Annotated in this window: 24 protein-coding genes and 1 riboswitch; of the genes, 5 read left to right on the top strand and 19 right to left on the bottom strand. The window is 71.0% G+C overall.

The window, feature by feature from the left end; all coding sequences use genetic code 11:
- Window positions 1-8 precede the first annotated feature (8 nt).
- The 3 genes from AC0665_RS33620 to AC0665_RS33610 all read left to right on the top strand — a co-directional run bounded on the left by AC0665_RS33620 (window position 9) and on the right by AC0665_RS33610 (window position 2,413).
- Window positions 9-416, top strand: coding sequence for a VOC family protein (locus tag AC0665_RS33620; protein WP_468412937.1), 408 nt, complete (start codon window positions 9-11; stop codon window positions 414-416).
- Window positions 417-440: 24 nt separating this feature from the next.
- Complete coding sequence (locus AC0665_RS33615; protein ID WP_478706466.1) at window positions 441-1,562, top strand: LOG family protein; 1,122 nt, start codon at window positions 441-443, stop codon at window positions 1,560-1,562.
- 155 nt (window positions 1,563-1,717) lie between these two features.
- The gene (locus AC0665_RS33610) at window positions 1,718-2,413 is read left to right on the top strand and encodes an LAETG motif-containing sortase-dependent surface protein (RefSeq protein ID WP_478706490.1); all 696 of its coding nucleotides are present in this window, start codon (window positions 1,718-1,720) and stop codon (window positions 2,411-2,413) included.
- 58 nt (window positions 2,414-2,471) lie between these two features.
- Here the strand turns inward: AC0665_RS33610 and AC0665_RS33605 are convergent, their stop codons facing one another.
- From AC0665_RS33605 to rlmN, 5 genes are all read right to left on the bottom strand, one after another.
- Complete coding sequence (locus AC0665_RS33605) at window positions 2,472-3,272, bottom strand: maleylpyruvate isomerase family mycothiol-dependent enzyme (RefSeq protein WP_478609082.1); 801 nt, start codon at window positions 3,270-3,272, stop codon at window positions 2,472-2,474.
- A gap of 25 nt (window positions 3,273-3,297) precedes the next feature.
- Entirely contained in the window at window positions 3,298-4,317 is a 1,020-nt protein-coding gene (locus AC0665_RS33600) for an ABC transporter ATP-binding protein (RefSeq protein ID WP_478706465.1), read from the bottom strand.
- Window positions 4,317-5,981 (bottom strand): ABC transporter permease, encoded by a 1,665-nt coding sequence (locus AC0665_RS33595; RefSeq protein WP_478706464.1) that lies wholly within the window; start codon window positions 5,979-5,981, stop codon window positions 4,317-4,319. Before AC0665_RS33595 ends, AC0665_RS33600 begins: the two co-directional genes overlap by 1 nt.
- Window positions 5,957-6,994: a thiamine ABC transporter substrate-binding protein gene (locus AC0665_RS33590; RefSeq protein WP_478706489.1), complete on the bottom strand. Its 1,038-nt coding sequence runs from the start codon at window positions 6,992-6,994 to the stop codon at window positions 5,957-5,959. Before AC0665_RS33590 ends, AC0665_RS33595 begins: the two co-directional genes overlap by 25 nt.
- A 124-nt stretch (window positions 6,995-7,118) precedes the next feature.
- Window positions 7,119-7,225: riboswitch (TPP riboswitch) on the bottom strand.
- Window positions 7,226-7,264: 39 nt separating this feature from the next.
- Window positions 7,265-8,371, bottom strand: coding sequence for a dual-specificity RNA methyltransferase RlmN (gene rlmN / locus AC0665_RS33585; protein WP_468412947.1), 1,107 nt, complete (start codon window positions 8,369-8,371; stop codon window positions 7,265-7,267).
- Between the two features lie 574 nt (window positions 8,372-8,945).
- On the opposite strand from rlmN, the gene AC0665_RS33580 reads away from it, so the two are divergent.
- Complete coding sequence (locus AC0665_RS33580) at window positions 8,946-9,086, top strand: hypothetical protein (RefSeq protein ID WP_468412951.1); 141 nt, start codon at window positions 8,946-8,948, stop codon at window positions 9,084-9,086.
- Between the two features lie 32 nt (window positions 9,087-9,118).
- On the opposite strand, the gene AC0665_RS33575 is transcribed toward AC0665_RS33580, so the two are convergent.
- The 6 genes from AC0665_RS33575 to rpsB form a co-directional block, all read right to left on the bottom strand.
- Window positions 9,119-9,568 carry an SRPBCC family protein gene (locus tag AC0665_RS33575; protein ID WP_478609076.1) on the bottom strand — a complete coding sequence of 150 codons (450 nt, stop codon included), beginning with the start codon at window positions 9,566-9,568 and terminating at the stop codon, window positions 9,119-9,121.
- A gap of 116 nt (window positions 9,569-9,684) precedes the next feature.
- A complete protein-coding gene (locus AC0665_RS33570) occupies window positions 9,685-10,812 on the bottom strand; it encodes a phosphatidate cytidylyltransferase (protein ID WP_478609073.1) in 1,128 nt (375 codons plus the stop codon).
- Window positions 10,812-11,369 carry a ribosome recycling factor gene (gene frr, locus AC0665_RS33565; protein ID WP_030852124.1) on the bottom strand — a complete coding sequence of 186 codons (558 nt, stop codon included), beginning with the start codon at window positions 11,367-11,369 and terminating at the stop codon, window positions 10,812-10,814. The genes AC0665_RS33570 and frr overlap by 1 nt, the downstream gene beginning before the upstream one ends.
- Before the next feature lie 167 nt (window positions 11,370-11,536).
- Entirely contained in the window at window positions 11,537-12,295 is a 759-nt protein-coding gene (pyrH, locus tag AC0665_RS33560) for a UMP kinase (RefSeq protein WP_363118137.1), read from the bottom strand.
- A 184-nt stretch (window positions 12,296-12,479) separates the two neighbouring features.
- A complete protein-coding gene (tsf, locus tag AC0665_RS33555; RefSeq protein WP_031103424.1) occupies window positions 12,480-13,316 on the bottom strand; it encodes a translation elongation factor Ts in 837 nt (278 codons plus the stop codon).
- Between the two features lie 186 nt (window positions 13,317-13,502).
- Entirely contained in the window at window positions 13,503-14,429 is a 927-nt protein-coding gene (gene rpsB / locus AC0665_RS33550; RefSeq protein ID WP_468412959.1) for a 30S ribosomal protein S2, read from the bottom strand.
- Between the two features lie 273 nt (window positions 14,430-14,702).
- On the opposite strand from rpsB, the gene AC0665_RS33545 reads away from it, so the two are divergent.
- Window positions 14,703-15,272, top strand: a complete 570-nt coding sequence (locus tag AC0665_RS33545; protein ID WP_478706463.1) for a murein hydrolase activator EnvC family protein — start codon at window positions 14,703-14,705, stop codon at window positions 15,270-15,272.
- A 262-nt stretch (window positions 15,273-15,534) separates the two neighbouring features.
- Here AC0665_RS33545 and AC0665_RS33540 read toward each other — a convergent pair whose 3' ends face one another.
- The 8 genes from AC0665_RS33540 to lepB form a co-directional block, all read right to left on the bottom strand.
- Window positions 15,535-16,092 carry a TetR/AcrR family transcriptional regulator gene (locus tag AC0665_RS33540; protein ID WP_478706488.1) on the bottom strand — a complete coding sequence of 186 codons (558 nt, stop codon included), beginning with the start codon at window positions 16,090-16,092 and terminating at the stop codon, window positions 15,535-15,537.
- A 93-nt stretch (window positions 16,093-16,185) separates the two neighbouring features.
- Window positions 16,186-17,028: an RNA polymerase sigma factor WhiG gene (whiG, locus tag AC0665_RS33535; protein ID WP_478706462.1), complete on the bottom strand. Its 843-nt coding sequence runs from the start codon at window positions 17,026-17,028 to the stop codon at window positions 16,186-16,188.
- Window positions 17,029-17,300: 272 nt separating this feature from the next.
- Complete coding sequence (dprA, locus tag AC0665_RS33530; protein WP_478706461.1) at window positions 17,301-18,461, bottom strand: DNA-processing protein DprA; 1,161 nt, start codon at window positions 18,459-18,461, stop codon at window positions 17,301-17,303.
- Window positions 18,458-20,080, bottom strand: a complete 1,623-nt coding sequence (locus AC0665_RS33525; protein WP_478706460.1) for a YifB family Mg chelatase-like AAA ATPase — start codon at window positions 20,078-20,080, stop codon at window positions 18,458-18,460. The genes dprA and AC0665_RS33525 overlap by 4 nt, the downstream gene beginning before the upstream one ends.
- The gene (locus tag AC0665_RS33520) at window positions 20,081-20,482 is read right to left on the bottom strand and encodes a YraN family protein (RefSeq protein WP_363118143.1); all 402 of its coding nucleotides are present in this window, start codon (window positions 20,480-20,482) and stop codon (window positions 20,081-20,083) included. It abuts the gene before it with no gap.
- Between the two features lie 58 nt (window positions 20,483-20,540).
- Entirely contained in the window at window positions 20,541-20,849 is a 309-nt protein-coding gene (locus tag AC0665_RS33515) for a DUF2469 domain-containing protein (protein WP_003993268.1), read from the bottom strand.
- A 56-nt stretch (window positions 20,850-20,905) separates the two neighbouring features.
- On the bottom strand, window positions 20,906-21,436 hold the full coding sequence (locus AC0665_RS33510; protein ID WP_363118144.1) for an NUDIX hydrolase: 531 nt from the start codon (window positions 21,434-21,436) through the stop codon (window positions 20,906-20,908).
- On the bottom strand, window positions 21,426-22,205 hold the full coding sequence (gene lepB, locus AC0665_RS33505) for a signal peptidase I (RefSeq protein ID WP_478609059.1): 780 nt from the start codon (window positions 22,203-22,205) through the stop codon (window positions 21,426-21,428). Before lepB ends, AC0665_RS33510 begins: the two co-directional genes overlap by 11 nt.
- Between the last annotated feature and the right edge of the window lie 3 nt (window positions 22,206-22,208).

Genomic DNA, 22,208 nt, shown 5'->3' with positions numbered 1-22,208 from the left:
AGACTCGCATGTACCAGCAGATGATCTTCGTGAACCTGTGCACCCGCGACGTGGACGCCTCGAAGAAGTTCTTCACGCAGCTGGGCTTCACGATCAACGAGCAGTTCAGCGACGACACGACCGCCTCGGTCGTGATCAGCGACACCATCGTGGTGATGGTGCACACCGAGGACAAGTACCTCCAGTTCACGAAGAAGCAGGTCGCGGACTCGACAACGACCAGTGAGGTGCTGATCGCGCTGAGCGCCGAGAGCCGCGAGAAGGTCGACGAACTGGTCGAGAAGGCGGTCGCGGCGGGTGGTTCCGTCTCGGGCGAGACCCAGGACCACGGCTTCATGTACGGCCGTGCCTTCGACGACGTGGACGGCCACACCTTCGAGGTCGTGTGGATGGACCCCGCGGCCGTCCAGGGCTGAGGCGCGCTGTGCCAGCATGGGCGCGTGCAGACGATGCCCGCCCATGCGGCCCACCACGACGACCGTGAGATAGAGACCCTCGAGGAGTTCGACGCGACCGTCTCGGCCCGCGGCACACTCGCCGGATACCGGGTCCAGGCCGTCGACCTGACGGACCGTACGCGCGAACTGCTCGGCACCGACACGGCGGGCGCCGTCTTCCTCGGCTGCGCGATGCGCGAGGAGGCGGCGGCGAAGATCCGCGCCGACGGCGCCCTGGTCTTCCCGCCGGTACCCGGTCTGCCCTTCGATCCGTACCGGGGCGCGGTCTACTCCCCGGACGAACTCTTCGCGTCCCTGGCCGACGGCTACGAGGCCACGCCCGACGCCCTCGCCTACGCCTGGTTCCAGCGCACGAAGGCGGACCGCGACATCTACGCGTCCATGCTGCGCGCGGTCCACGACGACTCCGTCTCGGACGCCCTCGACGAACTCCTGTCCGGCGCCCGGGTGGTGGGTGTGATGGGCGGGCACGCGATGGCCCGCGGCACCGAGGAGTACGCGGGCGCCGCACGGCTCGGCCGGGAACTGGCCCGCGCCGGCTTCACCATCGCCACCGGCGGCGGCCCGGGCGCGATGGAGGCGGCGAACCTCGGCGCGTACGCGGCCCCGTTCGGCGACGAGATGCTCACCGAGTCGCTCGAACTCCTCGGCAAAGCACCGCGTTTCACTCCGTCGATCACCCAGTGGGCGTCGGCCGCCTTCGAGATACGCGCCCGCTGGCCGCGCGGTGGCCGCTCGGTGGGCATCCCGACCTGGTTCTACGGCCACGAGCCGCCGAACGCCTTCGCCTCGCACATCGCCAAGTACTTCGCCAACGCCACCCGCGAGGACGGCCTGCTGGCCCGGTCCAACGCGGGCGTGGTGTTCCTGCCCGGCGCCGCCGGGACCGTACAGGAGATCTTCGACAACGCGACGCCCAACTACTACGCGTCGCGCGGCGAACCGACGCCGATGGTGCTCGTGAACCGCACGCACTGGACGGAGAAGCTGCCCGCGTGGCCGCTGCTGCGGTCCCTGGCCCAGGGGCGTTCGATGGAGGCGCGCATCGCGCTCGTGGAGCGGATCGAGGAGGCGCCGGAGGCGTTGAAACGTCTCGGCGGTTAATAAGAAGGCAAAGCAAGTGCTTGCACGCAGCATATGCGTTGACACTACTTACGCAGCGCTTATAGACCTGTGAGCCTCCCGGTGGTGCTGATGTTCCGTCAACACCGCCTCCACCCCCCGCTTGAGCAATCCCGTAAAGGACAAACGTGGCAGTTCTGTCCGTATCCCGCCGCGCACGTGCCGTGCGCGTCCTCGGCGTCGTCTCCGCCTCGGCCGCGCTCGCGCTCGGCACCGCAGGCAACGCGCTCGCCTGCAACATCAGCGAGTTCTCCGCCGAGGCGAAGTGCGACGGCGACAAGGGCGTCATCACCGTCACCGACGTGGACCCCGCCGGCATCCCGGCGACGGTCACCGTGTACCTCGAGAACAACGGCGCCGACGTGAAGAAGATCGGCGAGCAGGAGGTGAAGGGCTCGCGCGAAGGCACCACCATCACCTTCACCGAGGCCTGGAAGCCGAACGCCGAGTACCGCATCCACGTCAAGGCCTCGCGTTACGTCGACGAGGACATCAAGCCCAACCTCGTCACCCCGGCCACGGCCTGCAAGAAGGAGGAGGAGCCCCCGGCTTCGACTCCCCCCGCCTCGACTCCCCCGGCGACGCCGACCCCGTCGGCCTCCCCGTCCAAGCCGGCCGAGGAGACCGAGACCCCGGCTCCGGAGCCGTCGGAGAGCCAGAGCTCCTCGCCGGCGGGTAACGCGCCCGCCCCGGCCGGTGACTCCAACCTCGCCGAGACCGGTGCCGACTCCAACACCGGCCTCATCGCCGGCATCGCGGCGGCCCTGGTCGTCGTCGGTGGCGGTGCGGTGTTCTTCGGCATGCGCCGTCGCGGGGCCAACAGCGACAGCTGACGCCCCCGCACACCCTGACGTGGCCCGTCCCCCGACCGGGGGCGGGCCACGTCGCGTCTCATCCGAACGTCGCCCGCCGCAGCCAGAACTCCAGCAGCTCCCGCTCGCCCAGCACCTCCAACTCCGGTGCGTCCAGCGGCAGCCGGCGGTAGAACGCCAGCAGGACGGAGGTGAGCGGTCCGCGCAGGGCGACCGTGGCCTTCTCGTGGCCCCGGCGCCAGGTGACACCGTCCTCGGTGAGTTCGATCAGCCACTCGGCGTCCAGCCCCGGGCGGGTGTCGGTGGCGTGCAGGTGGATGCTGCGGCCCGGGCCGCGCAGTTCAGCGGCCGTGTCGTGCGGCTGCGTCCGCTGCACGTACTGCACGATCTGGAGCCACTCGTCTATCGCGTCGACGGCGATCTCGGGTGCGACCTCGTACGGCAGTCCGGCCGCCAGCGTGGCGTCCGCGCGGTGCACGGTGATCTCGTGGGTCATCCGGCGGGCCCAGAACCCGGCGGTGAGCACCCCGGCCCAGCCCCACACCGTGGTGTCCGGGCCCGCCTCCCGCAGGGTGGCGACGACCTGCTCGCCCGCCTCCGCCAGCCAGGCGTCCAGCGCCGCGGCGTCCCCCCGCGTCCCGGGCCCGTCCACAGCCGGCACAAGCTCCACCGGCACCTCCTCCTGGGCCCGGGTGCGCACCAGGAGTTCCACCCAGCGCAGGGCGCCGCCCAGGTGCCGTACGAGGTCCTCCAGCGACCAGTCAGGGCAGGTCGGCACCGTGGCGGACAGGTCGGCACCCGAGGTCACCACCGACCTCAACTGGCGGACCTGGTGGGCGATTTCGTCGCAGTAGCGGTCGTGAGAGAGCAGCAGCGTCATGCCCCGCACCCTAGGCCGCGGCCGATCAGCCGAGCACCACGATTTCGGCCGCGTCGAACTCCATCCCGACCTCGTCCCCCGGCTCCGGGGCGTCCCGCAGCGCGCACGCCGCCTCCAGACGGGGGGCGTCCTGGGGCTGGAGGTGGACGGCCACGTGGGTGCCCTTGAAGGTGCGCGCGGTCACCGTGCAGCGCAGTCCCGAGCCGGCGGGCACCAGGCGCACTCCGGCGGGGCGCACGAGCAGCGTGCGCGTGCCCTGCGGGGCCCCTTCGGGCACCGGCACCTTGCCCCACGGCGTGTCCGCGGCCTCCGCCCCGACCGTCGCCTCGACCACGTTCTCGAAGCCCAGGAAGCGGGCGACGAACGCGTCAGCGGGCCGTTGCCACACCTCAAGTGGCGTACCGGACTGGGCGATCCGCCCGTCCCGCATCACCACGACCCGGTCGGCCAGCGCGAAGGCCTCCCCCTGGTCGTGCGTCACGGCGAGCACCGTCGTGCCCAACCGGCCGAACAGCTCCTTCAGTTCGACGACCAGCCGCTCCCGCAGCGACCGGTCCAGCTGCCCCAGCGGCTCGTCCAGCATCAGCAGCCGGGGGCTCGGCGCCAGCGCCCGGGCCAGCGCCACCCGCTGCTGCTCCCCGCCGGACAGCGAGGCGACGGCCCGGCGGCCCGCGCCCGGCAGCCCCACCAGGTCCAGCAACTCCCGCACCCGCTCGGCCTGCCGCCGCTTCGCCTCACCGCGCATCCGCAGCCCGAAGGCCACGTTCGCGCCCACGTCCCGCTGCGGGAACAGCTGGTGGTCCTGGAACATCAGCCCGACACCGCGCCGGTGCGCCGGCACGCCCGCCTGGTCACGCCCGTCGAGCACCACCCGCCCCGCGTCGAGGGGCTGGAGCCCGGCCACCGCCCGCAGCAGGGTCGACTTGCCGCTGCCGCTGGGCCCGAGCACGCACACGACCTCGTGCTCCGCGACCTCCAGGTCGACGGCGTCCAGCACGGCACGCCCGCCGAAACGGACCGTCGCGCCCTCCAGGGCCAGCAGCATCAGAACTCCCCCGTCCGGTCCGTGCGCAGCCGCTCCAGCACCAGCAGGGCCACGGCGCACACCACCATCAGAATCGTCGAAAGGGCCATCGCCTGGCCGTAGTTGAGGTCCCCGGGCCGCCCCAGCAGCCGCGCCACGGCCACCGGCAGCGTCGGCCGGTCGGGCCGTGCGATGAACACCGTCGCGCCGAACTCCCCGAGGGACACGGCGAAGGCGAACCCGGCCGCGATCAGCAGCGCCCGCCGCACCATCGGCAGGTCCACCTCCCGCCACACCCGCCAGGGCGAGGCCCCCAGCACCGAGGCGGCCTCCCTCAGCCGCGTGTCCACGGCGCGCAGCACGGGCAGCATGGTGCGGACGACGAACGGCACCCCCACCAGCGCCTGGGCGAGCGGCACGAGGATCCACGAGGACCGCAGATCCAGCGGCGGCTCGTCGAGGGAGATCAGGAACCCGAAGCCGACGGTCACCGCGGACACCCCGAGCGGCAGCATCAGCAGCGCGTCGAAGCCGCGCACGAACCGCCCGGCGTCCCGGCGGGTGAGCGCCACCGCGGCGAGCCCGCCGATCACCACCGCGATGAGCGTGGCGGCGACCGCGTACGACAGGGAGTTGCCGATCGCCTCGATGGGCGGCACCAGGAACACTCCCCCGTCCTCACGGGTCAGCGCCCGGTAGTAGCCGAGGTCCGGCGCGCCCAGGGACCGCTGCACCAGCACGGCGAGCGGCAGCACGAGCAGCACGGCGACGGTGGCGAGCACCCCGCCCAGCAGTGCCCACTGCCCCGCGCCGCGTGGCCCGCGCGCGGTCACGGACGCGTCCACCAGCCGCAGCGCGGTCTCCCGCCGGCGCACGGTCCAGGCGTGCACCGCGAGGATCGCCCCCACCGCCACGAACTGGATCATGGTGAGTACGGCCGCGGTGGACAGGTCGAAGATCTCGGACGTCTGCCGGTAGATCTCCACCTCCAGGGTGGAGAACGTGGGCCCGCCGAGGATCTGCACGACACCGAACGAGGTGAACGTGAACAGGAAGACCATGAGCGCGGCGGCGGCCACGGCCGGGGCGAGGGCGGGCAGGGTGACCTGCCGCCAGGCCTTCAGCGGGGACGCCCCCAGCATCCGGGCGGCCTCCTCCTGCCGCGGGTCGAGCTGCGCCCAGAGTCCGCCGACGGTACGGACGACCACCGCGTAGTTGAAGAAGACGTGCGCGAGCAGGATCGCCCACACGGTGGTGTCCAGGCGCAGGCCCCACAGCTCGTCGAGCAGCCCGCCTCGCCCGACCAGCGCCAGGAACGCCGTGCCGACGACGACCGTCGGCAGCACGAACGGAACGGTCACAACCGCCCGCAGGACCTGCTTGCCGGGAAAGTCGAGGCGTGCGAAGACATAGGCGCCGGGCAGCGCCACGATCAGCGTGAGCGCGGTGGAGACGAGTGCCTGCCAGGTGGTGAACCACAGCACGTGCCGCACGTCGGACTGTGCCAGCACCTCCCCGATCCGCCCGAGGTGCCAGGTCCCGCCGGCCTTCAGACCGCGGGCGACGATCGCGGCGACGGGATAGGCGAAGAAGACGGCGAAGAACGCGACGGGCACGGCCAGGAGACCGAGCCGCGCCGCGCTCCCGCGCCTGGTGCGGACTACTTCAGTACGAGTGACGTCCACGACTTGACCCACTGGTCACGGTGGTCGGCGATCTTCGCCGGATCCATGGTCTCGGGGTCCTTCGCCTGCGGCCCGTACGTCACGAACTCCGGCGGCACCTGGGCGCCCTCGCGCACCGGGTACACGAACATGTTCATGGGCATGTCCTCCTGGAACCGCTTGCTGAGCAGGAAGTCCAGGAACGCCTTGCCGCCCTTGGCGTTCTTCGCGTTGGCGAGCAACCCGGCGTACTCGACCTGCCGGAAGCAGGTGCCCTCGGCGACGCCGGTCGGGGCGGTGCTCGGCTTCGGGTCGGCGAAGACGACCTCGGCGGGCGGCGAGGAGGCGTACGACACGACGAGCGGCCGGTCGCCCTTGGCCTTCTTGCCGCCGGCCGAGCCGGAGAACTCCTCGTTGTAGGCCTGCTCCCAGCCGTCGACGACCTTCACGCCGTTGGCCTTGAGCTTCTTCCAGTACCCCTCCCAGCCCTGGTCGCCGTACTTCGCGGCGGTGCCGAGCAGGAAGCCGAGGCCGGGTGAGGAGGCGGAGGCGTTCTCGGTCACCAGCAGGTTCCTGTACTGCGGCTTGACGAGATCGTCGAAGCTCCGCGGCGGCTGCAGCTTGTGATCGGCGAAGTACTTCTTGTCGTAGTTGACGCAGATGTCGCCGGTGTCGACGGGCGTGACCCGGTGCTTGCCCTGGTCGACCCGGTACGCGGCCTTGACCTGCTCCGACCCCTTCGCCTCGTACGACTGGAACAGCCCGTTGTCGAGAGCTCGCGAGAGCAGGGTGTTGTCGACGCCGAAGAAGACGTCGCCCTGCGGGTTGTCCTTGGTCAGGATGGCCTTGTTGACGGCCTGCCCGGCGTCGCCGTCCTTCAGCACCCGGACCTTGTAGCCGGACTGCTTCTCGAAGGCGGCGATGACGTCCTTGGACGCGGCCCACGAGTCGTGGCTGACGAGCGTGACGGTCTTGGAGTCGCCGGACCCCTGACCGCCGTCGGACGACCCGCACGCGGCGAGCGTGCCGGCCATGCCCAGCCCGACGACCGCCGCCGTCAGCCGCTTTGCGTTGATGCTCACTGGATTCCTCCTGGAGTGACCAGGAGAAGACGCGGCCCTGCCCGGGACTTACGGGGTCCCGGGCAGGGCGCAACAGCTCGAGTGGTGACCGATCTCCCTACCCAGAATGACCTGGGCCAGGTTCGGAGGGTCTGCGGCCGTGTGCCGCACTCTCAGCGCTGTGGCGCTCCCCTGTCGGAATGTGCAGATGTCGAATATGCAGGTGTGCTTACGACGGTCAGACTACCGTTCGGTGGCCGCGAGCTGACCACACGCCCCGTCGATCTCCTGACCACGGGTGTCCCGGATCGTCACCGGCACACCATGGGCGGCGATGGCCTCCACGAAGGCCTTCTCGTCCTCGGGCCGGGAGGCGGTCCACTTGGACCCGGGGGTCGGGTTCAGCGGGATCAGGTTGACGTGCACCGGCCTGCCCTTGAGCATCCTGCCGAGACGGTCACCGCGCCAGGCCTGGTCGTTGATGTCCCTGATCAGCGCGTACTCGATCGACAGCCGGCGGCCCGACTTGGCGCTGTACTCGAAGCCGGCGTCCAGCACCTCGCGGACCTTCCAGCGGGTGTTGACCGGGACGAGGGTGTCGCGCAGCTCGTCGTCGGGGGCGTGCAGCGAGATGGCGAGGCGGCACTTGAAGCCCTCGTCGGAGAACCGGTGGATGGCCGGGACGAGCCCGACCGTCGAGACGGTGATGCCGCGCTGGGAGAGACCCACCCCGTCGGGCTCGGGGTCGGTGAGCCGCCGGATGGCACCGGCGACCCGGTTGTAGTTGGCGAGCGGCTCGCCCATGCCCATGAAGACGATGTTGCTGAGCCGCGCAGGACCCCCGGGCACCTCTCCGTCCCTGAGGGCGCGCATGCCGTCCACGATCTGGTGCACGATCTCGGCGGTGGACAGATTCCGGTCCAGCCCAGCCTGCCCGGTGGCACAGAACGGGCAGTTCATCCCGCACCCGGCCTGCGAGCTGATGCACATGGTCACCCGGTCCGGGTAGCGCATCAGCACGGACTCGACGAGCGTCCCGTCGAACAGCCGCCACAGCGTCTTGCGGGTGGTGCCCTCGTCGGTCGACAGATGCCGCACGACGGTCATCAGCTCGGGCAGCAGCGCCTCCCGCAGCCGCTCCCGGGACCCGGCGGGGATGTCGGTCCACTGCTCCGGATCATGCGCGTACCGCGCGAAGTAGTGCTGCGAGAGCTGCTTGGCACGAAACGGCTTCTCCCCGACCGCGACGACGGCCTCCTTGCGCTCGGCGGGAGTGAGATCGGCGAGATGCCGCGGCGGCTTCTTGGCTCCGCGGGGGGCTACGAAAGTGAGTTCTCCGGGCTTCGGCATAACCCTCCCAGTGTCGCAGATCAACTCGGGGAGCCCAGGCCGGAGTGGGGTGGGGGTGGTCACCCGTGGGTGCCGGCTGGGAGCGTTGGTCGACCTCGGACGGCCCAGGGACGGCCCCAGGTGGCTCGGCGAGGTACAGCACCTTGTCGCCCTCGGCCTCGTTCGGACCCCTCGACCGCGAGCAGACGCCCGATGCTCTTGCTGAACCTCTCGGACGGCCGGGTGCAGCGGAGACTCGTACCCACCGGGGATCTCCCGATACTCGTTGTATGTGGGTTCCACCATCAGGGCCCGCCCTGCGGCCTAAAAAAGCGCACCCGCTGCCAAGCGGGGATGCGCCATCTTCGCTTCCTGTGCGTCCACTGCCATGCAGCCGAGAGCACCGGGCTCCGATTCGGCTGACCAGCACACCGGCAGCACACAACCGACCCTGCTAGCCGCAACCAGGGGCACTGAGCGGTACCGTCTCCCCCTCCCCCGATCACCGTGCAGCGACGCACACACGACCCTCCCGACGGAACCGGGTGTTCCGGCCCACCACCCCGGGCACGCGCCGGCAATGACAGCCTTCAGCGTGGCATCGGTACACCTGGCGGAGCGTTGGCAAGGCCCCCCGTGGTTCAAGTGGGCCTTCCTGGGGGTGTGGGCCCTCTGCGGGATGTTCGTGCTGTTCAAGCTGCGGCAGAACGGCTGGAAGTTCCCCCGGCGGCGCTGAGCCGTGCCGCCGCCGGGAGACACGGCGCCGTGCTATCCGCCCGGGTGCTCCAGTCGGTCCTTGAGGAGCTGCTCGTTGCGCGGGAGCTCCTTGCGGACCTGCGAGCGTACGACGAGGGGGACCAGGACCTTGCCCATGCCGTGGCCCTCCAGGTCGATGTCGATCGTGACGTGCGAGCGGCGGCCCTCGTCGTAGGGCTCGACCTCGCCGTGCACCTGGGCCCGGACGGGTCCGTCGACGCCGCGCATGCCCCAGCTGCGGGGCGGGTCGTACTCGGTGACCTCCATGGTCATCGGCATCACACGGCTGCCGACGTGCCGGGTCACTCGGACCTTGGTGCCCACCCCGACCGGCCCTTCGTCGAGGCGCTCCGCCGACACGGCGCTCAGCTGCCACTCCGGCATGCGCGGGGCGTCCATGACGTACTGGTAGACCTCCTCGGGGCGGCGGTCGACGTCGATGCTCTCTCGGATGATGGCCATGATGGCCTCCTTTGGGAGGTACATCTGCATCGTCCCACTTGGTCCCCCGGGCGTCTCCCCGGACGGCAGCGAGCCCCTGCCCGGCGGGGCAGGGGCTCGTCGAGCAGGCAGACGGCTCAGCCGGATCCCACGAACAGCACGAGCAGCAGCCACACCACCGGAGCCGTGGGCAGCAGCGAGTCGAGCCGGTCCATGATGCCGCCGTGGCCCGGCAGCAGCGTGCCCATGTCCTTGATGCCGAGGTCCCGCTTGATCATGGACTCGCCGAGGTCGCCGAGCGTGGCGGTGACCGCGACCGCGAGGCCCAGCACCAGGCCCTGCCACCAGACCCCGTCGTCGATGAGGAACTGCATGCACAGAGCCCCCGCGACCATGGCGAAGGACACCGCGCCCATCAGGCCCTCCCGGGTCTTGCCGGGGCTGATGCGCGGGGCGAGCTTGTGCCGGCCGAACCGCCAGCCGACGGCGTACGCCCCGGTGTCGCTGACGACCGTGAGCAGCAGGAAGGTGAGCACCCGCTGCGGCCCGTCGTCCGCGGTCAGCATCATCGCGACGAAGGTCGCCAGGAACGGCACGTAGAACGCCGCGAAGACGCCCGCGGTGACGTCCCGCAGGTAGCCCTCGGGCGGTTCCGTCATGCGCCAGACCAGGACGGCCAGTGCCGTGAGCGCCATCGCCACCCAGGCGCCCTCGGCGCCACGGACGTACCCGGCGACGACCATCGCGGCACCGCCGAGCGCGAGCGGCACCAGAGGAGCCCGAATGCCCTTGCGCTCCTCCAGCCGCTTGGTCAGCTCCCACAGGCCCACCACCACGGCCACAGCGACGACGCCGACGAACACGGCCTTGACGACGAACAGCGACGCGACGATCACCGCGCCGAGCCCGACACCGACCCCTATCGCGGCACTCAGGTCGCGCCCCGCGCTCTTCTTCGGCGGCTTGGGCGCCGGCTGCGAGGCGTCGGGCATGGGCTCCGGATTCGTGTCGTTTCGGACCGGGGGGCCGCTCAGCCGAGCGGCCCCCCGGTCGTCATCCTGGTTTCCGCCGAAGTCGGTCACGTCGGGCACGATGGGCATGGGGCGAGTCTGAGGCGCTTCATACGCATCGTATGCGGGACCCGCCGGAGCGGCCCCCTGGACGTGCCCGTGGCCCGCGCCCTGGACGTGCCCCTGACCATGCCCGTGGTCAGGAGGCCCCCAGTAGCCGGCCTGTGGCGGCGCCCCCCAGGAAGAGTCGTTCATCAGACCTCGAGCAGCTCCGCTTCCTTGTGCTTCAGGAGCTCGTCCACCTGCGCGACGTACTTCGCGGTGGTGTCGTCGAGCTCCTTCTCCGCACGGCGGCCCTCGTCCTCGCCGACCTCGCCATCCTTGATCATCTTGTCGATGGCGTCCTTGGCCTTGCGGCGCACGGAGCGGATGGAGACCTTGGCGTCCTCACCCTTGCTCTTGGCCACCTTGATGTACTCCCGGCGGCGCTCCTCGGTCAGCTCGGGGAACACCACCCGGATGATGTTGCCGTCGTTGCTCGGGTTGACGCCCAGGTCGGAGTCGCGGATGGCCTGCTCGATGTTGCGCAGCGCGCTCTTGTCGAACGGGGTCACCACGGCCATGCGCGGCTCGGGCACCGAGAACGAGGCCAGCTGGTTGATCGGGGTCGGCGCGCCGTAGTAGTCGGCCACGATCTTGTTGAACATCGCCGGGTGCGCACGGCCGGTGCGGATCGCGGCGAAGTCCTCCTTGGCGACCACGACGGCCTTCTCCATCTTCTCCTCGGCCTCGAGGAGGGTCTCTTCGATCACCACTTGCTCCTGCGTGTCTTGAGTAGGCCCGGCTGCGGTTCCATGTGGGGCGGCGGCCGGCTGCGTCGCGTCTTCTTCCTGCACGGTTCCCGACCGGCGGGACATTGTCCATCCCCCGGCCCGGCTCCGTCCCGTCCATCCCCCGGACGGGGTTGTTCTCGGGAAACTCAGTCCCGGCTGCCGGGGTCCCCCACCAGCGTGCCGATCTTCTCACCCTTGACGGCGCGTGCGATGTTGCCCTCCGCCAGCAGCTCGAAGACCACGATCGGGAGCTTGTTGTCGCGGCACAGCGTCACGGCCGTGGCGTCGGCGACCTTCAGATCGCGCGTGATGACCTCGCCGTAGCCGAGGTGATCGAACTTCACCGCGTCCGGGTTGGTCTTCGGGTCGGAGTCGTAGACCCCGTCCACGCCGTTCTTGCCCATCAGCAGCGCCTCGGCGTCGATCTCCAGGGCGCGCTGGGCGGCGGTGGTGTCGGTGGAGAAGTACGGCATGCCCATACCGGCGCCGAAGATGACCACACGGCCCTTCTCCAGGTGCCGTACGGCGCGCAGCGGGATGTACGGCTCGGCGACCTGCCCCATGGTGATGGCGGACTGCACACGGCATTCCACGCCCACCTTCTCCAGGAAGTCCTGGAGGGCGAGGCAGTTCATGACCGTGCCGAGCATGCCCATGTAGTCGGAGCGGGCCCGGTCCATGCCGCGCTGCTGGAGTTCGGCACCGCGGAAGAAGTTGCCGCCGCCGATGACGACCGCGATCTGGGCGCCGTCGCGCACGACGGCCGCGATCTCGCGGGCGATCTTGTGCACCACGTCGGGGTCGACGCCAAGGCCGCCGCCACCGGAGAAGGCCTCTCCGGACAGCTTCAGCAGAAACCGGCCGCGTACTTTGCCGTCGTCGCTCTTCTGGGCCTTGGTGGTCATGGGGGATCCCGCCTCTTTCACGTGTTGCACATACCGAAGAGGCCATTGCCGGTGGGGCGTGGTTCGCATCCCATACGGCAATGGCCTCCTCGTCAGATCTGCTGTCGTCCGCCACCCATGTGACGGCGTACGCGGACGACTGCTGTCGACCCTATAGGGGTCGGGCGTCGAGCGCGGTACGGACTCAGATGCCGACCTTGATGCGCGTGAAGCGCTTCAGGGTGACACCGGCCTCGTCCAGGACCTTCTGGACGGACTTCTTGTTGTCGAGCGCGTACGGCTGGCCGAGCAGCGTGGCGTCCTTGAAGAAGCCGTTGAGGCGACCCTCGACGATCTTCGGCAGGGCGGCCTCGGGCTTGCCCTCGGCGCGGGTGGTCTCCTCGGCGACGCGGCGCTCGGACTCGACGACCTCGGCCGGCACGTCCTCCTTGGAGAGGTACTTCGGCGCGAAGGCGGCGATGTGCTGGGCGACGCCCTTGGCGATCTCCGCGTTCGGCTTGTCCAGCTCGACGAGGACACCGATCTGCGGGGGCAGGTCGGGCATCGTGCGGTGCATGTACGCGGTGACGAAGCCGTCGGCGTACTGCGCGAAGCGGTCCAGGACGATCTTCTCGCCCAGGTTGGCGTTGGCCTCGTCCACGAACGCCTGGACGGTCTTGCCGGCCTCGATCTCGGAGGCGAGCAGGGCCTCGAGGTCGGCCGGGGAGGTCTTCGCGACGTGCTCGGCGATGGTCTTGGCCACGGCCTGGAACTTGTCACCCTTGGCGACGAAGTCCGTCTCGCACTTCAGCTCGACCAGGACACCGGAGGAGTTGTCGTCGGCGATGATCGAGACGACGGCACCGTTCTCGGCGGAGCGGCCCTCGCGCTTGGCGACGCCCTTCTGGCCCTTGATGCGGAGCGCCTCGACGGCCTTCTCGACGTTGCCCTCGGCCTCGTCCAGCGCCTTCTTGCAGTCCATCATGCCGGCGCCCGTGAGCTCACGGAGCTTCTTGACGTCGGCGGCGGTGTAGTTCGCCATGAGTCTGTGAATCTCTCTCGAAGTCTGGAAGATCGACGATCTGCGGATCCTGCGGCCGCGCCCTCATGGAGCCTGAGGGCGCTGTCCTTCCGCTGACCTACGGGTGAACGGCGGGAGCGGACTTCACCGCGCCGAGGGCGCTGGTGGATGCAGTACCGCTCCCGCCGTCACCACGGGACTGACGGGTCAGGCCTGCTCGGCCTCGGCCGGCTTCTCGCCCTCGGCCGGCGCCTCGGCCTCGGCGGCCGGAGCAGCCTCGGCCTCAGCGGCGGGGGCGGCCTCGGCCTCAGCGGCCGGAGCGGCCTCGGCCTCAGCGGCGGGGGCGGCCTCGTCGGCCTTCTTCTCGCCCTCGAGCAGGTCGCGCTCCCACTCGGCCAGCGGCTCGCCCGCGGCCTTCTCACCCTTGCCCTCGGTGGCGACACCGCTGCGGGAGATGAGGCCCTCGGCGACGGCGTCGGCGATGACGCGGGTGAGCAGGGTGACGGAGCGGATCGCGTCGTCGTTGCCCGGGATCTTGTAGTCGACCTCGTCGGGGTCGCAGTTGGTGTCGAGGATCGCGACGACCGGGATGTTCAGCTTCCGGGCCTCACCAACGGCGATGTGCTCCTTCTTGGTGTCCACGATCCAGACGGCGCTGGGCACCTTCTGCATCTCGCGGATACCGCCGAGGGTCTTCTCCAGCTTGGCCTTCTCGCGCGAGAGCACGAGAAGCTCCTTCTTGGTCAGACCGGACGCGGCGACGTCCTCGAAGTCGATCTGCTCGAGCTCCTTGAGGCGCTGCAGACGCTTGTAGACGGTCGAGAAGTTGGTGAGCATGCCGCCCAGCCAGCGCTGGTTGACGTAGGGCATGCCGACGCGGGTGGCCTGCTCGGCGATGGCCTCCTGCGCCTGCTTCTTCGTGCCGACGAACATGACCGTGCCGCCGTGGGCGACGGTCTCCTTGACGAACTCGTAGGCGCGGTCGATGTACGACAGCGACTGGAGCAGGTCGATGATGTAGATGCCGTTGCGCTCCGTGAAGATGAAGCGCTTCATCTTCGGGTTCCAACGACGGGTCTGGTGACCGAAGTGGACGCCGCTCTCCAGCAGCTCCCGCATCGTGACGACGGCCATGGCCGTATCTCCTTGATTTTCTCGGTTGTGCCGCGGATGCCGGACGGCTTCCGCGCCTGACGCCCACTGCGCGCCGTTCCACGAGGGACCGAGGGACGCTGATACGGGCCCGTTGCCGGGGTTCGTATCGGGGCGTGCGAAGTCGACCCGATGACTCGGATCGCCACCAGAAGTGTACGGGACCCGTGGAGTGCCGGGTGACGCCGTTGTCCACAAGCGGGCGACGGCCCACAGCCCTGAGCGGCGATGCGGGGACTCCGGGACGCTGTCCGCATGCGAGCGAACCGATGTGTGCGGGTCTGTACCCGGCTGATCCTGCTGCTGATCGTCACGGCGACGGCCCTGCTGGCCCCGCCACCACCGCTGTTCGCGGCGGACGCGCCTGCGGCCGACCCCACCGTGCCGGCGATCGGCCGGGCCTGGCCCGTCGGCCTCCACCCCCCGGTCCTGCGGGGCTGGGAGCCCCCGGCGACCGTCTACGGCCCCGGCCACCGGGGTGTGGATCTCGCGGCACCCGCGGGAACACCCGTGCGGGCGGTGACAGCGGGCCGGGTCTCCTTCGCGGGCCGTGTGGCAGGCAAGGGAGTCGTCTCGGTGGACCTCAAGGGCACAGGCGATCCGCCGCTGCGCACGACCTACGAACCGGTGACGGCCTCGGTCGAGGAGGGCCGGGAGGTGGAACCGGGCGAGGTGATCGGCACGGTGGACGCGAGCGGCTCGCACTGCACGGCCACCTGCGTGCACTGGGGCCTGCGGCGCGGCGAGACGTACCTGAACCCGCTGTCCCTTCTACCCCCATGGCTCCTGCACAGGGGCCCGTCGAGACTCCTCCCGCTCGCGTAGCCGCAGGCGGGCACGCCGTTCGGCCGCACGGGGCTGGGGGCCAGGGCCGCGCGATACCGGCTCGGGGCCGAACGGGCCGGTGGGGAGGGCCCACGACACCGACTGCCGTGCGCCCGTGTCGGCGGACAAGGGCCCGCGAAGCCGGCTCTCGTCCGCCGGATCTCGTCCGCTCAGGCCTTGGCGGCCGCCCACGACGCACAACAGGACGGGATCGAACGCACAGGCCCACGAGCCCGGCTGAAACGGCCGACGAACACCGCCCTCAGCCCCGCACACCCCGCAGAGCCATGGACACGGCCGCGTCGGTGATGGCGGCCGGTTCCTCCGCCGCCCCCAGTTCGATCCTCCGCACCGCCGCGTCCACGACGCCCTGGAGCAGCATCGCCGCCAGCCTGGGCTGCGCGTGCCCCAGCTCGCCCAGCGCCTCGACGATCATCGCGATCAGCCCGCCGTGCGCCGCGCGGATCTTCTCCCGCGCCCCCGCGTCGAGTTCACTCGCGGAGATCGCGACGACGGCCCGGTGCCGCCGGTCACCGACCAGCTCCAGCTGCTGCCGCACATACGCCTCGACCTTGGCCTCCGCCGTCCCCGCCCGCTCCATCGCCGCCGACACCTCCGCCGCCCAGACCGGGAAGTCGACCGCGCACAGCTCCTCGACCACGGCCGCGCGGGAGCGGAAGTACTCGTAGACGGACGATCGCGCGAGGCCCGTCCGCTCGGCGAGGGCCGGGAAGCTCAGCGCCTCCGTACCGCCCTCGGACAACAGGGAACGAGCCGCGTCCAGCAGGGCGGCTCGCTGCATCGACCGGTGCTCGGCCACGGAGGCCGCTCGAATCCTTGGCACGTCAACACTCTACGGACGAGCCCCGCGCGACGGGAGTGGTTGCTGCCGAACCGAGGGCGTCCTGCCAGGTCAGCGACCGAAGCTCGCCAGTTTCGCTCTCAGCTGGAGGACCGATTTGGTGTGGATCTGGCTGACCCGGCTCTCGGTCACGCCCAGCACGTTCCCGATCTCGGCCAGGGTGAGGCCCTCGTAGTAGTACAGCGTGACCACGGTCTTCTCCCGGTCGGGCAGGGTGTTGATCGCCCGCGCCAGGAACGTCCGCAGCTCCCGGTCCTCGGCGACCTCGACGGGGTTGTCGGCGGCGGTGTCCTCCAGCGTGTCCATCACACTGAGCCCGTCGCCGGCCTCACCGCTCCCGTGCAGCAGCTCCTCCAGGGCGACCACGTTGGCCAGCGACAACTGGCTGAACACCGCGTGGAGTTCCTCGACGGCGATGCCCATCTCGCAGGCCACCTCACCCTCGGACGGCGTCCGCCGCAGCCGCGCCTCCAGCGTGGCGTACGCCCGCTCCACGTTGCGCGCCTTCTGACGCACCGAGCGGGGGATCCAGTCCAGCGCCCGGAGTTCGTCGATCATGGCGCCGCGGATCCGGGTGATCGCGTACGTCTCGAACTTGATCTCCCGGTCGATGTCGAACTTCTCGATCGCGTCGATCAGCCCGAACACCCCGGACGAGACGAAGTCCGCCTGCTCGACGTTGGACGGCAGGCCCACACTGACCCGTCCCGCGACGTACTTCACGAGGGGCGAGTAGTGCAGGATCAGTTGCTCCCGCAGCCGCTCGTCCCCCGTCGCCTTGTACGACCGCCACAGCTCGTCGAGCGTCGAGGGAGCGGGCGGTCGCACGCTGCCACCGTCACGGGCGGTTGGGGGGATCGCCGCCCGGTCGGACCCGGAGGTGTGCTGGGGCATTCGTCGCCTTGTGCCGTTCTGCTGCGCAGGGGTGCTGCTGGGGTGAGCTGTCTGTCTGATGTCGAGTTGCCTGTCCGTGTCGGGATCCTCGTGAGCGTAGCGTGACTGCGGAGTCGCGGTGCGCGAAGGGCGGCGGTCGAGGCGGGCACAGATACGTTCCTCAGGACGTCTCTCCGGGGCGGTCCGGTCGCTCCGCGTGATCACCCGAGAGGCCCAACTGGGCGCATTTCCAAGGGATGTCGGGGTTCCCCCGGACGGCCGAACACAGACGGTCAACACGGCCCGCGGCCGTCGCGGACCGACATCACCGCCTGGCGTGTCAACTTCCAGCCGTCGCCGTGTCGTTCGACGTAACCGAGTGCTCGGAGTTCGTACAGTCTCGCGATCGCGTCGTCCTGCGCCGTCTGGGCGGAGCGGGCGATCTCGTCCGGCCGGGCCGCCCCACGCCCCGGCAGCGCGGCGAGCACCTGCCGGGCGGCCGGTTCCAGCAGGTCCCGGGGCAGGACCGGGCCGCGCCGGTCGGGCGCCAGCTCACCGATGTCACCGACCAGTTCGACGACGTCCGCGACGTCGGTGACCAGGGATGCCTCTCCGCGCAGCAGATCGTGCACTCCGGCGGAGAGCCCGCTGGTGGCCGGGCCCGGCACGCCCATCGTGTGCCGGCGGAGGCGCTGCGCCGCCCGCGCGGTGACCAGGGAACCGCTGCGGTGGGCGGCTTCGACGACCACGGTGCCGCGGGTGAGCGCCGCGATCACGCGGTTCCGCAGGATGAACCGGCTCGGGGTCGGGTGCTCGCCGGGCGGCAGCTCGCCGATCACCAGGCCCTGTTCCGCGATCCTCCCGATCAACCTGGTGTGGCCGCGGGGGTAGGGCCGGTCGACACCGCAGGCGAGGACGGCGACGGTGGCCCCGCCGGCACCGAGCGCCCCGCGGTGGGCGGCGCCGTCGACTCCGTAGGCGCCGCCGGACACCACCACCCAGCCCTGCTCGGCGAGCCCGGCGGCGAGGGTCGCGGCCATGTGGGCCCCGTACTCGGTGCAGGCCCGGGCGCCGACCACGGCGACCGACCTCAGTGCCCACATGCGCAGGCTGGGCCGCCCGCGCACCCACAGCCCAAGGGGGCGGGCGTCCCCGAGATCGTCCAGCTGCCCCGGCCACTCCGCCCCCGCGGGGCACACGAACCGCACTCCGGCGTCCCGGGCGGTCTCCAGATCCCGGCGTGGCCGGGCGGCCTCGGCCCTGGCCACCAGCCCGGCCCACCGCTTCGCGCTCGCCCCCGGCAGCGCGGCCCGGTCCTCCCTCAGCCGCCGCACCACCTCCCTGACCCCGAACTCCCGTACCCACCTCCCTCCGGTCTCGTCTCCGGGCTCGATGACCCGGGTGAGCAGGACACGGTCGAGCAGCTCGGCGTCCGGTGCGTCGGCGAGGGTCATGTCAGTGCCCCGAGGGCCATGGGGACGCCTCGCGGCACTCCGGTGCGCAGCTGGAGCGCGAGGGCGACGTCCGTCGCGTCGGGCCGGTCGTGGCCGACGAGGTCGGCGACGGTCCAGGCCACACGCAGGACGCGGTCGAGTCCCCGGGCGGTCAGGACGCCCCGTTCCAGGTTCCGCTCGGCCTCGTCCATCGCTCCGGGCATCGCGTACCAGCGACTGCGCAGCTCCCGGCCCGGCACCTCGCTGTTCGTGCACCAGGGCGTGCCGGCGAGGCGCTCCGCGGCCCGCTCCCGGGCCGCCCGCACCCGGTCGGCGACCGCCGCGGTCGCCTCTCCCCGGGCGCCGGCGGTGAGCTGTGCACGGGTGACACGGTCCACCTCGACGCGCAGGTCGACCCGGTCGAGCAGCGGCCCGGACAGCCGGGCCTGGTAGCGGCGGACCGCCGAGGGCGGGCACTCGCACAGGTCGTCCCGCTGGGAGAACCGGCCGCACGGGCAGGGGTTCGCCGCGAGGACCATCAGGAACTTCGCCGGGAAGCGCACGACTCCCGCGCTGCGCGCGATCACCACGTGCCCCGCCTCCAGCGGCTGCCGCAGGGCGTCCAGGGCCCGGCTGTTGAATTCCGGTGTCTCGTCCAGGAACAGCACACCGCGATGGGACAGCGACACCGCCCCGGGCCGCGCGATGCCCGGGCCGCCGCCGACGAGCGCCTGCATCGTGGCGGAGTGATGCGGGGCGCAGTAGGGGGCGACGTCGATCAGCGGCTTGCCCGGGGGCAGCAGGCCGGCCACCGAGTGGACGGCGGTGACCTCCAGCGACTCCTGCCGGCCGAGCCGGGGCAGGATGGCCGGCAGCCGCTCCGCGAGCATCGTCTTGCCGGCACCGGGCGGCCCCTCGAGGAAGAGGTGGTGCCCGCCCGCCGCTGCCACCTCCACGGCCGTACGGGCCGACGTCTGGCCGACGACGTCCGCCAGGTCGTGACCGTGGTCGTGCTGGGCCGCGCCGACGCTGTGCATACCCGTGGCGGCGCCGGTGCCCGGCACGCGCAGCCCGGCCAGGAGCGGGTCCGGGCGGCCCTCCTCGTCGCGCTCCTCGTCCGGCACGGGCTCGTCGGCCAGGACGGCGATCAGCTGCCGCAGACTGCGGACGCCCAGCACCGACACCCCCGGCACGAGGGACGCCTCGGCGGCGGCGCACTCGGGCACCACCACCTGCTCGTAGCCCGCGTCGGCCGCCGCCAGCACCGCGGGCAGCACGCCCCGCACCGGCCGCACCCGCCCGTCCAGCCCCAGTTCGCCGATCATCACGATGTCGGCCAGGACCCGCGGGTCGATGCGCTCCCCCGCGCCGAGGACGGCTGCCGCGACGGCCAAGTCGAAGCCGCTGCCCGACTTGGGCACCGAGGCCGGGCTCAGCCCGACCGTGAGTTTCTTCTGGGGCCAGGCGGCACCCGAGTTGACGACCGCGGCACGCACCCGGTCCTTGCTCTCGGTGAGGCTCTTGTCGGGCAGTCCCACCAGCGTGAAGGCCGCGACGCCGGGTTCGAGGTCGGCCTGGACCTCGACGACCACGCCTTCGACACCGACCAGTGCCACCGAACACGTACGGGCGAATGCCATTCAGGCCACCCCCCGCACATGCTCGACCACGGCGGCGCCGCGGGCCGGCAGCAGCACCCCGACCACGTCGATGCGGACGCCGCCGGGCGGCGCGCCCCCGTGTGCCTGGATCCACCGCTCGGCGAGGTCACGCAGCCGCTCCGCCTTCTGCGGGGTCACGGCGGCCATCGGGTGCTCGAAGGGACTCTCCCTGCGGGTCTTCACCTCGCAGACGACCAGGACGTCCCCGTCCCTGGCCACGATGTCGATCTCGCCGGCGCGGCCGGAGCGCCAGTTGCGCTCGATGACCGTCAGACCGGCCTCGGCCAGCCGTCGTGCGGCCAGGCTCTCCCCGTACCTGCCCATGGCGCTGCGGGCCAGATGTGCGTTCATGTCGGCACCACCTCCGGCGCCAACGATCACGCAGCCGCCCCCAAGAAGTGGATCTTGGTGGGCGACTCAGCGATTGTGGATAACTCCGTCACCCACTCGGCAGCTCCAGATCGCTCTTGTTCAGCTCCTCGATGTTCACGTCCTTGAACGTGAGCACCCGGACCTGCTTCACGAACCGTGCCGGCCGGTACATGTCCCACACCCAGGCATCCGCCATGGAGACCTCGAAGAACACCTCACCCTGGACCGAGTGCACCTGCATCTCGTAGTCGTTGGTCAGGTAGAAGCGCCGCTCGGTCTCGATCACGTATTTGAACAGACCGACGACATCGCGGTACTCCCGGTAGAGCTTCAGCTCCATCTCGGTCTCGTACTTCTCGAGGTCCTCGGCGCTCATGGCATGTTCCCCTTCAGCCGTGCGATCCCCCCATTGTGCGCCAGTCCCGTGAGCCCCTAGACGATTTCCGGGTCAAGGATGACGGGCCTGGCCGGGGGACCTTCGTCGAGCAGCGTGCGCAGCAGCCCGGCGAGTCTGGTCGGATACACCGTCTCATGTGCCCGGCTCAGTTCCGGACACGTCCACCAGCGCGCTCCGGCGACACTGCGCCGTTCCAGCTCGGTCAGCCCCGTGGCGGCGACCGCCGTGCGGTCCGTACGGGCCAGGTAGTACCACTCGTCCTGGTCCCAGCGGCGGCCGGCGAACGGGAAAGAGCACCTGCGCCGCCAGAGCACCGGACCGAGCTCGACCTCGGCCTCGGTGATGCCCGTCTCCTCGGCGAGTTCCCGCAGAGCGGCCTGTCGACGTGTCTCGGCGCCCTCCACTCCCCCGCCGGGCGTGAACCACCAGTCGTCGGCCGGATCGTCCGGCTCGTGCCCGTGCAGCAGCAGGATGCGGTCCTGCGGGTCGAGCAGCACGACCCGGGCGACCTTGCGCAGCCCGCCCTCGTGGGGGTCCTGGCCGGCCGCCACGGCCTCAGCGGACACCCGCGGGCTCCGTGCTCTCCCGTCGGGCCCGGGCGGCCCCGGTGCGCTTGGCGATGGGCCCGTAGGCGCCTCCGCCGAGCACGAGCACGGCACCGGCGACCACGAGGAGGACGATCGTCCGCAGCGGTCCGGGCGAGGAGAGGGTGCCGAGGGCCTCGAAGCCGGTGGGGCGCTCCAGCATGCCCTTCATCGGCCACACGACGGAGTCGACGCGGGCGTCCACGGCGGAGCGCGCCACCGTGCCGCTGGCGGCGTCGGTCAGATGGGCGGTGGAGTCGACGGAGTTGCCCCGCTCGTCGCCGAGCAGGAACAGACGGCCCTCGGGGACGGTCACGGTCGGGAAGTTGCTCATCTCGGCCGGTGTGCCCTTGGGCAGGTACGTTTCGTCGATCTCCCTGCCGTTGACCTTCAGCCTGCCGTCCTGGCAGCAGGAGACCGTGTCACCGCCGACCGCGACCACGCGCTTGACCATGGGCGCGTTGGCCCAGGTCGCGTCCTTGAAGACGACGACGTCACCGCGGCGCACCTCGGCGCCGTCGACGCGCTGCGCCAGAATCCGGTCGCCCGCGTCGATCGTCGGGGTCATGGAGCTGGTGGGGACCGTGTACGGCCGGTAGACCACCGCTCCCCAGGCGAAACCGCCCAGGAACAGCACGAGGCCCAGTGCGACGGCCAGCCCGGACAAGCGCTGTCCGGTCCGGCTGCCCACCGGGCCCGTGCTCGGGCCACCGCTGCGCGGGGCCGTGTGCGTCATGCTCTCGCCACCCATGGG

It is taken from the genome of Streptomyces sp. NPDC043685 (genome assembly GCF_056436585.1).
The sequence above is the reverse complement of the archived record's forward strand: the minus strand, read 5'-3'. Positions and strand labels throughout refer to the sequence as shown.